Source organism: Thiomonas delicata (assembly GCF_900088825.1).
In the GTDB taxonomy this organism is placed as follows: domain Bacteria; phylum Pseudomonadota; class Gammaproteobacteria; order Burkholderiales; family Burkholderiaceae_C; genus Thiomonas_A; species Thiomonas_A delicata.
Genome location: NZ_LT592170.1, coordinates 1,780,045 through 1,793,842 on the forward strand (window position 1 = coordinate 1,780,045; position 13,798 = coordinate 1,793,842).

The 13,798-nt window shown below is 64.4% G+C and carries 14 protein-coding genes; 11 read left to right on the forward strand and 3 right to left on the reverse strand.

Annotation, left to right across the window (positions count from 1 at the left end; genetic code table 11):
- Window positions 1–25: 25 nt before the first annotated feature.
- From prpC to THIARS_RS08505, 3 genes are read right to left on the reverse strand one after another with little or no spacing between them, the layout of a single operon-like run.
- Window positions 26–1,183 (reverse strand): bifunctional 2-methylcitrate synthase/citrate synthase, encoded by a 1,158-nt coding sequence (gene prpC, locus THIARS_RS08495; RefSeq protein ID WP_094160242.1) that lies wholly within the window; start codon window positions 1,181–1,183, stop codon window positions 26–28.
- A 30-nt stretch (window positions 1,184–1,213) separates the two neighbouring features.
- Window positions 1,214–2,104, reverse strand: a complete 891-nt coding sequence (prpB, locus tag THIARS_RS08500; protein ID WP_094160244.1) for a methylisocitrate lyase — start codon at window positions 2,102–2,104, stop codon at window positions 1,214–1,216.
- Window positions 2,105–2,146: 42 nt separating this feature from the next.
- The gene (locus THIARS_RS08505; protein ID WP_094160246.1) at window positions 2,147–3,133 is read right to left on the reverse strand and encodes a malate dehydrogenase; all 987 of its coding nucleotides are present in this window, start codon (window positions 3,131–3,133) and stop codon (window positions 2,147–2,149) included.
- A 222-nt stretch (window positions 3,134–3,355) separates the two neighbouring features.
- Here THIARS_RS08505 and THIARS_RS08510 point away from each other — a divergent pair, with 222 nt between their 5' ends.
- The 11 genes from THIARS_RS08510 to asd all read left to right on the forward strand — a co-directional run bounded on the left by THIARS_RS08510 (window position 3,356) and on the right by asd (window position 13,688).
- The gene (locus tag THIARS_RS08510) at window positions 3,356–4,135 is read left to right on the forward strand and encodes a GntR family transcriptional regulator (RefSeq protein ID WP_186436608.1); all 780 of its coding nucleotides are present in this window, start codon (window positions 3,356–3,358) and stop codon (window positions 4,133–4,135) included.
- A gap of 79 nt (window positions 4,136–4,214) precedes the next feature.
- Window positions 4,215–4,625: a succinate dehydrogenase, cytochrome b556 subunit gene (gene sdhC, locus THIARS_RS08515; protein ID WP_094160250.1), complete on the forward strand. Its 411-nt coding sequence runs from the start codon at window positions 4,215–4,217 to the stop codon at window positions 4,623–4,625.
- Window position 4,626: 1 nt separating this feature from the next.
- Window positions 4,627–4,992, forward strand: a complete 366-nt coding sequence (gene sdhD, locus THIARS_RS08520; protein WP_094160252.1) for a succinate dehydrogenase, hydrophobic membrane anchor protein — start codon at window positions 4,627–4,629, stop codon at window positions 4,990–4,992.
- Window positions 4,993–5,052: 60 nt separating this feature from the next.
- Window positions 5,053–6,759: a succinate dehydrogenase flavoprotein subunit gene (gene sdhA, locus THIARS_RS08525; RefSeq protein WP_245845813.1), complete on the forward strand. Its 1,707-nt coding sequence runs from the start codon at window positions 5,053–5,055 to the stop codon at window positions 6,757–6,759.
- Window positions 6,760–6,780: 21 nt separating this feature from the next.
- Window positions 6,781–7,491, forward strand: coding sequence for a succinate dehydrogenase iron-sulfur subunit (locus tag THIARS_RS08530; protein WP_094160256.1), 711 nt, complete (start codon window positions 6,781–6,783; stop codon window positions 7,489–7,491).
- A 3-nt stretch (window positions 7,492–7,494) separates the two neighbouring features.
- Entirely contained in the window at window positions 7,495–7,779 is a 285-nt protein-coding gene (locus THIARS_RS08535) for a succinate dehydrogenase assembly factor 2 (RefSeq protein WP_094160258.1), read from the forward strand.
- Window positions 7,780–7,867: 88 nt separating this feature from the next.
- Entirely contained in the window at window positions 7,868–9,181 is a 1,314-nt protein-coding gene (gltA, locus tag THIARS_RS08540; RefSeq protein ID WP_094160260.1) for a citrate synthase, read from the forward strand.
- A gap of 122 nt (window positions 9,182–9,303) precedes the next feature.
- Complete coding sequence (gene leuC, locus THIARS_RS08545; RefSeq protein WP_094160262.1) at window positions 9,304–10,704, forward strand: 3-isopropylmalate dehydratase large subunit; 1,401 nt, start codon at window positions 9,304–9,306, stop codon at window positions 10,702–10,704.
- A 49-nt stretch (window positions 10,705–10,753) separates the two neighbouring features.
- Window positions 10,754–11,401, forward strand: coding sequence for a 3-isopropylmalate dehydratase small subunit (gene leuD, locus THIARS_RS08550; protein WP_094160264.1), 648 nt, complete (start codon window positions 10,754–10,756; stop codon window positions 11,399–11,401).
- Between the two features lie 21 nt (window positions 11,402–11,422).
- A complete protein-coding gene (gene leuB / locus THIARS_RS08555) occupies window positions 11,423–12,517 on the forward strand; it encodes a 3-isopropylmalate dehydrogenase (protein WP_094160266.1) in 1,095 nt (364 codons plus the stop codon).
- Between the two features lie 40 nt (window positions 12,518–12,557).
- Entirely contained in the window at window positions 12,558–13,688 is a 1,131-nt protein-coding gene (gene asd / locus THIARS_RS08560) for an aspartate-semialdehyde dehydrogenase (RefSeq protein WP_094160268.1), read from the forward strand.
- Window positions 13,689–13,798 lie beyond the last annotated feature (110 nt).

The following is a 13,798-nucleotide window of genomic DNA, read 5'->3' on the forward strand; positions in this document are numbered from 1 at the left end:
CGCAGAATTCGCCGCATTCGCAGGCTCAGGGGCGCTGCTCCAGCGGCGTGAATGACAGGTCGTCGGGACCAGTGTAATTCGCGCTTGGGCGGATGATTTTGTTATCCACACGCTGCTCGATGACGTGTGCACTCCAGCCACTGGTGCGTGAAATCACGAATAGCGGGGTGAACATCGCAGTGGGCACGCCCATCAGGGAATAGCTCACGGCGCTGAACCAATCCAGGTTCGGAAACATGTTCTTTTCGCGCCGCATCACCGCCTCGAGGCGTTCGGCGATGTTGAATCGCCTCATGTCGTGCGCCTTCTCGCTCAGCCGCCTGGCCACGCCTTTGATCACTTCGTTGCGCGGGTCGGCGATGGTGTAGACCGGATGGCCGAAGCCGATGATGACTTCCTTGTTTGCCACGCGCCGCACGATGTCGGCCTCGGCCTCGTCGGGATTGTCATAGCGGTTCTGGGTGTCGAAGGCCGCTTCGTTGGCGCCGCCATGCTTGGGGCCGCGCAGGGCGCCGATGGCGCCGGCGATGCAGGAATAGAAATCGCTTCCGGTTCCCGCAATCACGCGCGCGGCGAATGTCGAAGCGTTGAACTCGTGTTCGGCATAGAGATTCAGCGAGGTGTGCATCGCGCGCACCCAATGCATCGGCGCCGGTTTGCCGTGCAGCAGATGCAGGAAATGGCCGGCAATGTATTCGTCGTCCGTTTCGACTTCGATGCGCCGCCCGTTGTGGCTGTAGTGATACCAATAGAGCAGCATGGAACCCAGGCAGGACATGAGGCGGTCGGCGATGTCGCGTGCGCCGGGAATGCTGTGGTCGTCCTTCTCCGGCAGCACGCAGCCCAGCGCCGAAACGCCGGTGCGCATGACGTCCATCGGGTGGCTGGAGGCGGGCAGGTTTTCCAGGACGGCGCGTACCTGGACCGGAACACCGCGCAGCGCCCTGAGCTTGGCCTTGTACGCCGCCAGCTCGGCCTTGTTGGGCAGCTTGCCATGCACCAGCAGGTGGGCGATCTCCTCGAACTCGCACACATCGGCCATGTCGAGAATGTCATAACCGCGGTAGTGCAGGTCGTTGCCGGTGCGGCCGACCGTGCATAGCGCGGTGTTGCCGGCGACGACGCCGGAGAGCGCGACGGACTTCTTCTGTTTGGGCGGTGTGGTGGTTTGGGCTTCGCTCATGCTTGTCTCCTCGGTTTGGTGCGGCCGGGTTTACTTGGCCCTTTCCTGCGCGAACAGGGCGTCCAGACGGCGTTCGTAATCGTGATAACCGATGACGTCATACAGTTCGGCACGCGTCTGCATGATGTCGATGACACCTTTCTGCGTGCCCTCCTTGCGGATGGCGTCGTAGACCGTCTCGGCCGCCTTGTTCATGGCGCGGAAGGCCGATAGAGGGTACAGCGCCAGGCCCACGCCGGCGGATTGCAATTCATGCGTCGTGAACAAGGGCGTGGCGCCGAACTCGGTGATATTGGCCAGCACGGGAACCTTGACCGCGTCGGCGAAACGCCGGTACATCGTCAACTCGGTCATGGCTTCCGGGAAGATCATGTCGGCGCCGGCTTCGACGCAGGCCACGGCGCGCTCGATGGCGGCTTCCAGCCCCTCGACGGCCAGCGCATCGGTGCGGGCCATGACGACGAAGCCGGCATCGGTGCGTGCATCCACCGCCGCCTTGATGCGGTCCACCATTTCGGCGGTGCTCACGATTTCCTTGCCGGGCCGGTGGCCGCAGCGCTTGGCGCCGACCTGGTCCTCGATGTGCATGGCCGCCGCGCCGAACTTGATCAGGCTTTTGACGGTGCGGGCGATGTTGAAGGCGCTCGGACCCAGACCCGTGTCGGCGTCCACCAGCAGCGGCAGATCGCACACGTCGGTGATGCGCCGCACGTCGGTGAGCACGTCGTCCAGGGTGTTGATGCCCAAGTCAGGCATGCCCAGCGATCCGGCGGCCACGCCGCCGCCTGACAGGTAGATGGCGCGAAACCCGGCTCGTTTGGCGAGCAGGGCGTGCTGGGCATTGATGGCCCCGGCAACCTGCAGCGGCCGCTCCTGTTGCTGCGCTTCGCGGAAGCGCTGCCCGGCTGTGAGTGGGGTCACGGTGTCATCCTCCGATGGGTGCTGGCTAGGTGCGAGCCGGGCTTACAGCAGATGCTTCACGCCGTCTTGCTCTTCCATGAGCTCGGCAAGCGTCTTGTCGATGCAACGCTGCGAGAACGCATCGATGGGCAGGCCTTCCACGCGTTTGTAGGCGCCGGCGTCGCAGGTGACCGGGACGCCGAACATGATGTCCTCGGGGATGCCGTAGGAGCCATCGGACGGAATGCCCATCGTCACCCAGCGGCCGTTGGTGCCGAGGAACCAGTCGTGCATGTGGTCGATGGCGGCGTTGGCGGCGGAGGCCGCAGAGCTCAGGCCGCGCGCCTCGATGATGGCCGCGCCTCGCTTGCCCACGGTGGGCAGGAAGATGTTGCGATTCCAGTCGTCGTCGTTGATCAGATCCTTCACCGACTTGCCTTCGATGGTGGCGAAGCGGTAGTCGGCATACATGGTCGGCGAATGGTTGCCCCAGACGCAGAATTTCTCGATGGAGGCGACCGGCTTGCCGAGCTTGGCGGCGATCTGGGACAGGCCGCGATTGTGGTCGAGCCGCAGCATGGCGGTGAAATTCTTCTTCGGCAGATCGGGGGCCGATTTCATCGCGATATAGGCATTGGTGTTGGCCGGATTGCCGACGACGAGCACGCGCACGTCGCGCTTGGCCACGGCGTTCAGCGCCTTGCCCTGCGCGGTGAAGATCTGCGCATTGGCCGAAAGCAGGTCGCGCCGTTCCATGCCGGGGCCGCGCGGACGCGCGCCGACGAGCAGGGCGGCGTCGATGTCCTTGAACGCCGTGTTCGGGTCGCCGTGCGCGCTCATGCCGGCCAGCAGCGGGAAGGCGCAGTCCTCCAGTTCCATCATCACGCCCTTGAGCGCTTTCTGGGCTTTCTCGTCGGGGATTTCCAGCAGTTGCAGGATGACGGGCTGGTCCTTGCCCAGCATTTCGCCGGAGGCGATGCGAAACAGCAAGGCATAGCCGATCTGGCCGGCTGCGCCGGTCACGGCAACACGCATGGGGGCTTTGGTCATGATGGACTCCGTTGGATGGGCGGATGGAAGGTCGGGGGCTCGTTTTTCGTGATGAAGCGTGGATGGCGCTCCATGGCGGCCGGCACATTAGACCGTGTCATGATGCGGCGCATCAAGCAGTTTAGGCGCGTGGCGCCCCGGCGTCAACGAACCTATGTCATATATAAGACATCTATTAAGACAGGCTAGACAAGCTGCCGAGCCTGTGCTGCAATGCAGCGCATGGCCAGTCCGCTCCCACCTTCCCATCAGCCTGCCGGATCGGCGGCGGGCAACGCGGCGCCTGTATTCAGCCCGTTGTATCAGCAGATCAAGGCGCTGATCACGCGCGGCTTGCAAAGCGGGGAGTGGAAGCCCGGAGAAATCATCCCGAGCGAGGCTGAGCTCGCCGTGCGCTTTGGCGTCAGCCAGGGCACCGTGCGCAAGGCCATCGACGAGTTGGCGGCCGAGAATCTGCTGATCCGGCGCCAGGGGCGCGGGACCTTCGTTTCCACGCATCACGAAGAACAGGTCAAGTTCCGTTTCCTGCGTCTGGTGCCCGATGGCGAACCCGGCCAGACCCTGCGCATGGAGCGGCAATTCCTCGCCTGCCACCGTATCCGCGCGACGGCCGACGTGGCGCGGACTTTGGGCATCAAGCCCGGTGACATGGTGCTCGAAATCCGGCGCATCCTGCGCATGGGCGGCGAGCCGGTGGTGTACGAGGACATTTACCTGCAAAGCGCATCGTTTCGCGGCCTCACCGCAGAGCGCCTGGAGCGGTACCAGGGGCCCCTGTACGCCCTGTTCGAGTCGGAATTCGGCACGCGCATGGTCAGGGCCGAGGAGAAGATTCGCGCCGTCAACGCCGGCGAGCAGGAGGCCGAACTGCTGAAGGTGCCCGCGGGACAAGCGCTGCTGTCGGTCGAGCGCCTGTCGTTCAGCTATGGCGACCAGCCCGTGGAATTGCGGCGCGGCCTGTATTCCACGGCGCATCACTACTACCGCAACGCGCTGAGTTGAACCCGGCGGCAAACAGCGGACATGAAGGCCATGACGACGCAATAAACTCGCTTCACAGTCAGGTGGAGGTCCAACAACGATGCAAACCGTTCACACACGAAAACGACCCGAATACCGCAATATCCACGTCGCCCAGATCGTGCGCTACCGCATGCCTCTGGCGGCCATCGCCTCGATCTTGCACCGAATCAGCGGGGCCGTGATGTTCCTGCTTCTGCCCTTTGCTCTATGGGCCTTCGACGCCAGCCTGCGCTCGCCGCAGAGCTATGCCCAGCTTGGGCAGGTTCTGGGGTGGTGGCCCGTCAAGCTGGTGCTGCTCGGCCTGTTCTGGGCGCTGGCCCATCATTGGACGGCTGGGGTGCGGCACCTCATGATGGATATTTTCCAGGTCGTCAGCAAGGAGCAGGGCCGCGTCTTGGCGGCGGCCACGTTCGTGGTCTCGCTGTTGGCCACGGCCGCTTTTGCCGCCCACATTTTTTGGGGAGCCTGAAATGGGCGCACCGAATTTTGGCGCACACCGCCTCGTGGTGGGCGCGCATTACGGTTTTCGCGACTGGCTGGCCCAGCGCGTCACCGCCGTCGTGCTGGCCGTCTACGTTCTCGTGTTGCTGGGCTATTTCGTCTGGCCCGAGCCGTTGAGTTATGCGCGCTGGCAGGCTTTGTACGCCGCGCAGTGGATGAAGCTGCTGAGCTTTGTCGCCGTTGTCGCCTTGCTCTACCACGTGTGGGTGGGCATGCGCGACATCTGGATGGATTACATCAAGCCCGTGTGGCTGCGCCTGTCGCTGCAGGTGCTGACCATCGTCTGGCTCGTGGCTTGCGCCGGCTGGGCCGTGCAAGTCCTGTGGAGGGCGTAAGCCGTGCAAGTCAATCAACGCAAATTCGACGTGGTCATCGTGGGCGCCGGTGGTTCCGGCATGCGCTGCGCGCTGCAGCTCGCCCGCGATGGGCTGGACGTCGCGGTGCTGTCTAAGGTTTTTCCCACGCGCTCGCACACGGTCGCAGCGCAGGGGGGCATCAGCGCCTCGCTCGGCAATATGAGCGAGGACAGCTGGTACTGGCATATGTTCGACACGGTCAAGGGGTCCGACTACCTCGGCGACCAGGACGCCATCGAGTTCATGTGCCGCGAGGCGCCGAGCGCCGTGTACGAGCTCGAGCACATGGGCATGCCGTTCGATCGAAACCCCGACGGCACGATCTACCAGCGCCCCTTCGGGGGGCACACCGCGAACCTTGGCGAGAAGCCGGTGCAGCGCGCATGCGCCGCCGCCGACCGCACCGGCCACGCCCTGCTGCACACCCTGTACCAGCAGAACGTGGCCGCGCGCACCCACTTTTTCGTCGAGTGGATGGCGCTCGACCTGATCCGCGACGCCGAAGGCGACGTTCTCGGCGTCGTGGCGATGGAGATGGAGACCGGCGAGGTCACCATCCTGGAAGCCAAGGCCACCGTGCTGGCGACCGGCGGAGCAGGGCGCATTTTCGCCGCGTCGACGAATGCCTACATCAATACCGGCGACGGCCTGGGCATGGCCGCACGCGCCGGCATTCCGCTGCAGGACATGGAATTCTGGCAATTCCACCCCACCGGCGTGGCGGGCGCGGGCGTGCTCATCACCGAGGGTGTGCGCGGCGAAGGCGGCATCTTGCTCAACGCCAACGGCGAGCGCTTCATGGAGCGCTACGCGCCCACGCTGAAGGATCTGGCCCCGCGCGATTTCGTCTCGCGTTCAATGGACCAGGAAATCAAGGAAGGGCGCGGCTGCGGTCCGCACAAGGACCATGTGTTGCTCAAGCTCGACCACCTCGGCGCCGAGACCATCCACAAGCGCCTGCCGTCGATTGCCGAAATCGCCCAGAAGTTCGCCAACGTCGATTGCACCAAGGAGCCCATCCCCGTGGTGCCCACCATCCACTACCAGATGGGCGGCATCCCGGCCAACATCCACAGCCAGGTTCTGACGGTGGGGGCGGACGGCGGCGACCAGGTGGTTGGCGGTTTGTACGCGATCGGCGAATGCTCCTGCGTCAGCGTGCACGGCGCGAACCGCCTGGGGACCAACTCTCTGCTCGATCTGGTGGTGTTCGGCCGTGCCGCGGGCAGGCACATCGCCTCGAGCGATCTGCTCAAGCGCAGCCACAAACCCCTGCCGGCCGATGCGGCGGATCTCGCCCTGGCCCGCCTGGCGCGACTGGATGCATCCAAGTCGGGCGAATCGATCCAGGACGTGGCGAACGCCATACGCACGACCATGCAGACGCATTGCGGCGTGTTCCGCACTTCGGAGCTGTTGCGCGCCGGGGTGGACGCCATCGCGCAAATCGAGCAGCGCGTTCAGCACATCCACCTCAAGGACAAATCCACGGTGTTCAACACCGCACGGGTCGAGGCCCTGGAAGTGGAAAACCTGATCGAAACGGCGCGCGCCACCATCATTTCGGCCGAGGCCAGGCAGGAAAGCCGGGGCGCCCATTCGCATCGCGACCATCCCGATCGGGACGACGTGAACTGGCTCAAGCACAGCCTGTGGTTCAGCGAAGACAACCGCCTCGCCTATCGCCCGGTGCAGATGAAGCCGCTGTCCGTGGACACCTTCAAACCCAAGGCGCGCACCTTCTAATCGCCGCCGCCGGAGACTCCCATGACCCGCAAGATGAAGTTTTCCATCTACCGCTACGACCCGGACAAGGACGCCAAGCCCTACATGCAGGACTACGAGGTCGAGCTGCAGCACAACGACAAGATGCTGCTCGACGCGCTCATGCGCATCAAGGCCGACGTGGACGAGACCGTCGCCTTTCGCCGATCGTGCCGCGAGGGTGTGTGCGGTTCCGACGGCATGAACATCAACGGCAAGAACGGTCTGAGTTGCACCACCAACCTGCTCAGCTTGAAAGAGCCGGTGGTCCTCAAACCACTGCCGGGGCTGCCGGTGATCCGCGATCTGATCGTGGACATGACGCAGTTCTTCAACCAATATCACTCGATCAAGCCCTACTTGATCAACGACACGCCGCCACCCGAGAAGGAGCGCCTGCAAAGTCCCGAGCAGCGTGAAGTGCTCGATGGGTTGTACGAGTGCATTCTTTGCGCCAGTTGCTCGACGTCCTGCCCGAGCTTCTGGTGGAACCCGGACAAATTCGTCGGCCCGGCGGGCCTTTTGCAGGCCTACCGCTTCATTGCCGACAGTCGCGACGAGGCCACCAATGCCCGCCTCGACGATCTGGAAGACCCCTATCGCTTGTTCCGCTGCCACACCATCATGAACTGCGTCGATGTCTGCCCCAAGGGCCTCAACCCGACCAAGGCCATCGGCAATATCAAGGATCTGATGTTGCGCAGAGCGATCTGAGTCATGCTGCAGGACGCCAGCCCCGAAGCCCGCGTTCCCGACGCCGCCGAGCTGCGCCGGATGCGCTGGCGCGCGCGCCGTGGCCTGCTGGAGAACGATCTGATCCTCGGCCGTTTTTTCGAACGCCATGCGCAATCGTTGAGCGCGCGGGACTGGCATGCCTTGCAGTCCCTGCTCGAGCTCGACGACAACACGTTGCTCGAGCTCGTTCTCGGCCAGGCCGCGTTGCCGCCCGATCCCTGCAACGCCGATCGGATTCGTGTGCTGCGCCTGCTCAGGACGGCTTAAGACTCGCTTGTTTTGCTCACGCCATGCACTGCCAAGGGGCTATTGCAGCCCCGAGACGATGTCCCTTCCAACCATCCGGAGCTGCACCATGACCCCCTCTGACGTCAAAGCCACGCTGTCCTTCTCCGACGGATCGCCCAGTATCGAGTTGCCCATCCACCAGGGCTCTCTGGGTCCGGACGTCATCGACATTCGCAAGCTCTACGCGCAGACCGGCAAATTCACCTACGACCCGGGTTTCCTGTCCACGGCGTCGTGCAGTTCGGCGATCACGTACATCGATGGCGACAAAGGCGAGCTGCTTTATCGCGGCTACCCCATCGAGCAACTGGCGGTGCACTGCGATTACATGGAGACCTGTTATCTGATTCTCTATGGCGAGCTGCCCAGCGTGGAGCAGAAGAAGGCTTTCACCGCGCGTGTCACCCAGCACACCATGGTGCACGAGCAGATGCAGTTCTTCCTTCGAGGCTTTCGTCGCGATGCGCATCCGATGGCGGTTCTCACCGGGCTGGTTGGGGCCATGTCGGCGTTCTACCCGGACTCGATCAATCTGCACGACGCGGGGCAGCGCGATATTTCCGCGGTGCGCCTGATCGCCAAGATGCCGACGCTGGTGGCCATGGCCTACAAGTACAACATGGGCCAGCCCTTCATGTATCCGCAGAACAAGCTGAGCTATACCGGCAATCTGATGCGCATGATGTGGGCCACGCCTTGCGACGAATACGAACCCAACCCGGTGATCGAGCGCGCGCTCGACCGCATTCTCATCCTGCATGCCGACCACGAGCAGAACGCGTCGACGTCGACCGTGCGCCTGTGCGCCTCGTCCGGCACCAACCCGTTCGCCGCCATCGCTGCGGGCGTGGCCTGTCTGTGGGGGCCGGCACATGGCGGCGCCAACGAAGCCAGCCTGAACATGCTCTACGACATCCAGGCGCAGGGCGGTGTGGCCAAGATCGGCGAATTCATCAACCAGGTGAAGGACAAGAATTCGTCGGTGCGCCTGATGGGTTTTGGCCATCGCGTCTACAAGAATTACGACCCGCGGGCCAAGCTGATGCGCGAAACCTGCCACGAGGTGCTCGACGCCCTCGGCCTGCACGATGATCCGCTGTTCAAGCTGGCCATGACCCTGGAGAAGATCGCGCTCGAAGACGACTATTTCATCCAGCGCAAGCTCTACCCCAACGTCGACTTCTATTCCGGGATCGTGCAGAAGGCCATCGGCGTGCCGGTGTCGCTCTTCACCGCCATCTTTGCCCTGGCGCGCACCGTGGGCTGGATCGCCCAGCTCAACGAGATGATCTCCGACCCCGAGTACAAGATCGGCCGCCCGCGCCAGCTCTTCACGGGTGCAGTCCAGCGCAATGTCGTGCCCATCGCCCAGCGCGCCTGATCAGTCTGGCGTTGCGGTACGGTAACCCGGCCGAGGCCGGGTTTTTTCTCGCCGCTCGCCTTAAAATTGCAGGTTCTGCACAAGAAGCGGGCACCAAACGGCCCCATGCACCTGGAACATTGATGGCACGCACCCTTTACGACAAACTCTGGGACGAGCATATGGTGGACGTCGATTCCGACGGCACCGCGCTGCTCTATATCGACCGCCACCTGGTGCATGAAGTCACCAGTCCGCAGGCTTTCGAGGGCCTCGAGCTGGCGCATCGCAAGATCTGGCGCATCAGCGCCAATCTTGCCGTTTCCGACCACAACGTGCCGACCACCGACCGCTCCGCGGGCATCGCCGATCCGGTGTCGCGCCTGCAGGTCGACACGCTGGACCGGAACTGCGACGCCAACGGCATCACCCAGTTCAAGATGAACGACCGACGCCAGGGCATCGTCCATGTCATCGGGCCCGAGCAAGGCGCCACCCTGCCCGGCATGACCGTGGTGTGCGGCGATTCCCACACCAGCACCCACGGCGCCTTCGGTGCCCTGGCCTTCGGCATCGGCACCAGTGAGGTCGAGCATGTGCTGGCCACGCAAACGCTGCTGGCGCGCAAGATGAAGAACATGCTCGTGCGCGTCGGCGGCCAACTCCCCGTGGGCTGCACGGCCAAGGACCTCGCGCTGGCCGTGATCGGCGCCATCGGGACCGCGGGCGGGACGGGCTACACCATCGAGTTCGGCGGCCCCGTGGTGCGCGGGCTGAGCATGGAAGGGCGCATGACCCTTTGCAATATGGCCATCGAAGCCGGCGCGCGCGCCGGTTTGGTGGCGGTCGACGAAACCACGCTGCGCTATATCAAGGGCCGTCCGTTTGCGCCGACCGATGTGGAGTGGGAGCAGGCGTCCGCCTACTGGCGCACGCTGCACTCGGATCCCGGCGCCGTGTTCGACGCCGTGGTCGATCTCGACGCCAGCCGGATCCGTCCGCAGGTCACCTGGGGGACCTCGCCCGAAATGGTGGCGGCCATCGACGAACGCGTGCCTGACCCCGACAAGGAAAAGGATCCGGTGCGCCGCTCCGCGATGGAGCGCGCGTTGCAATACATGGGGCTGGAGCCGAACAAGCCGCTGGCCGACATCTTTGTCGACAAGGTGTTCATCGGCTCGTGCACCAACTCCCGCATCGAAGATCTGCGCGACGCTGCCCGTGTGCTCGCCGGCAAGCGCATCGCGCCCAACATCAGGCTGGCGCTCGCGGTTCCGGGCTCCGGCCTGGTCAAGGCCCAGGCCGAACGCGAAGGGCTTGACAAGATTTTCAGGGCCGCCGGCTTCGAGTGGCGCGAGCCGGGCTGTTCCATGTGCCTGGCGATGAACGCCGACCGCCTGGAGCCGGGTGAGCGCTGCGCGTCGACGTCCAACCGCAATTTCGAGGGACGGCAAGGACAGGGTGGGCGAACGCACCTGGTGAGCCCGGCCATGGCTGCCGCTGCCGCGGTCGCGGGGCATTTCGTCGATGTCCGCAGTCTTTGAGGCCTAGCGTCGCGCGACGCTAGTTCCCGTTCACACTTTCGAGCTCCTCATGCAAGCTTTCACCATTCACCAGGGCCTGGTGGTTCCCATCGATCGCGAAAACGTCGATACGGACGCCATCATTCCCAAGCAGTTTCTCAAGTCCATCCGGCGCTCGGGCTTCGGGCCGAACTTGTTTGACGAGTGGCGTTATCTCGACCACGGCGAGCCGGGCCAGGATCCGGCCACGCGCAAGCCCAATCCGGATTTCGTGCTCAACCAGCCGCGTTATCAAGGCGCCAGCATCATGCTGGCGCGCAAGAACTTCGGTTGCGGTTCCTCGCGCGAGCACGCGCCTTGGGCCATCGAGCAATATGGCGTCCGCGCCGTCATCGCACCGAGCTTCGCCGATATTTTTTTCAATAACAGTTTCAAAACCGGGTTGCTCCCGATCGTGCTGCCCGAGTCCGAAGTCTCCAAGTTGTTCGACGAGGTCTATGCCTTCGTCGGCTATCAGCTCACGGTCGATCTGCCGCGGCAGCGCGTAATCAAGCCCGACGGCACCGAACTGCCGTTCGAGATCACCGCTTTCCGCAAGGATTGCCTGGTGGGCGGCCTGGACGAAATCGGCCTGACCCTGCAGAAATCGGACAAGATTCGCGCCTTCGAAGCCGAGCGACTAGCGCGCATGCCATGGCTGGCGCACCGCATCCTCTGAACCTCCAACATCCCATCATTCATGAAAATCGCTGTTCTGCCGGGTGACGGCATCGGTCCCGAGATCATGGCCGAGGCCGTGAAGGTGCTGCGCCGGCTGGAGTCGCACCAGGTGCGGTTCGAGCTCGAATTCGCCGATGTCGGGGGAATCGCATACGCCAAGCACGGCCACCCCTTGCCCGAGGCCACGCTGGCCCTGGCCAAGCAGGCCGATGCGGTGTTGTTCGGCGCGGTGGGCGATCCGCGCTACGACGCCTTGGAGCGCGCCCTGCGTCCCGAACAGGCCATCCTGGGCTTGCGCAAGAGCCTGGGCTTGTTCGCCAATCTGCGCCCCGCCGCGCTGTACGCCGAACTGGCCAGCGCCTCCAGCCTCAAGCCCGAGGTCGTGGCCGGGTTGGACATCCTGATCGTGCGCGAACTCACCGGCGACATCTATTTCGGCCAGCCGCGCGGGCGCCGCAGCGCGCCCGACGGCGCCTTCGCCGGCCAGCCCGAGGCTTTCGACACCATGCGCTACAGCCGCCCGGAAATCGAACGCATCGCCCATGTCGCCTTTCAAGCCGCGCGCACCCGCAAGGCTGCAGGGCATGCGGGCAAGGTCACGAGCGTCGACAAGGCCAACGTGCTGGAAACCTTCCAGTTCTGGAGGGACGTGGTGACGGAGGTGCATGCGCAGTACCAGGATATCGAGCTCGAACATATGTACGTGGACAACGCCGCCATGCAGTTGGTGCGCGCGCCCAAGAAGTTCGACGTCATCGTCACCGGGAATATGTTCGGCGATATCCTGAGCGACGAGGCCGCCATGCTCACGGGCAGCATCGGGATGCTGCCGTCGGCCTCCCTGAACGCGGACAAACGGGGCTTGTACGAGCCTTCGCACGGCTCGGCCCCCGACATCGCCGGCAAGGGCATGGCCAATCCGCTGGCCACCATTCTCAGCGCGGCGATGATGCTGCGCTATTCGCTGGCGCAGCCCGAGATGGCTGTGCGCATCGAGCAGGCGGTGCAGGCGGTGTTGCGCCAGGGACTGCGCACGGCCGACATCGCCGAGCCGGGGTCGCGCCGGGTCGGCTGCGTGCAGATGGGCGATGCCGTGGTTGCCGCGCTGGGCTGAGGCCGCGCGGACGAAAGCAATTCAAGACGAGACGGATCAGATGGCAAACAGACGAGTGGGGCTTGTGGGGTGGCGCGGCATGGTGGGTTCCGTGCTGATGCAGCGCATGCGCGAAGAGGGCGATTTCGATTGCATCGACCCGGTGTTCTTCTCGACAAGCAACGCGGGCGGTCAGGCTCCCGCATGGGCGAAGTCAAGCAACCCGCTGCTCGACGCGCACGACATCGACGCGCTGCGTTCGTGCGACATCATCGTCACCGCCCAGGGTGGCGACTACACCACCGCTGTGTTCGACACCCTGCGCGCCACCGGTTGGACAGGTCACTGGATCGACGCCGCATCCACCCTGCGCATGCGCGACGACTGCGTCATCATCCTCGATCCGATCAACCGGCCGGTCATCGACGCGGCGATCGACAAGGGCGGACGAAACTGGATCGGCGGCAACTGCACCGTCAGCTGCATGCTGATGGGCGTGGGCGCCCTGTTCAAGGCCGGCCTGGTGGAGTGGATGACCAGCATGACCTACCAGGCGGCATCCGGCGGCGGCGCCCAGCACATGCGCGAGTTGCTCACGCAGTTCGGCACCCTTCATGCCGAGGTCGGCGCGCTTCTCGCCGATCCCGCCTCGGCCATCCTGGACATCGACCGCGGCGTGATCGGCAAGCAGCGGAGCCTGAGCGCCGACGAAACGCGCAATTTCGAAGTGCCGCTGGGGGGCAGCCTGATCCCCTGGATCGACAAGGACCTTGGAGGCGGCGTGTCGCGCGAGGAATGGAAGGCCGGCGCCGAAACCAACAAGATTCTGGGGCGCGGCGGTCCGTCCGCCCCGGCCATTCCGGTCGACGGCCTGTGCGTGCGCATCGGGGCGATGCGCTGTCACAGCCAGGCGCTCAGCCTCAAACTCACGCGGGACGTCCCGCTGGCCGAGATCGAGGCCATGATCGCCGCCGACAACGCCTGGGTGAAGGTTGTGCCCAACACGCGCGAGGCCAGCATCCGCGACTTGACACCGGTCGCCGTCACGGGGACCCTCACCATCCCCGTCGGCCGCCTGCGCAAACTGGCGATGGGTCCCCAATATCTGGGCGCATTCACGGTGGGTGACCAGCTGTTGTGGGGCGCGGCGGAGCCGCTGCGTCGCATGCTGCGGATTTTGCTGAACGCCTGACGCCATTCCACGTCGCGCAGGGGCCTGGCACAAACCCTGCATGAGCCCCCTTGTATGGCCTGGACGCGACAGTTCACGGCATTGCTTAACTTCAGTATTTGGCCGAGCTT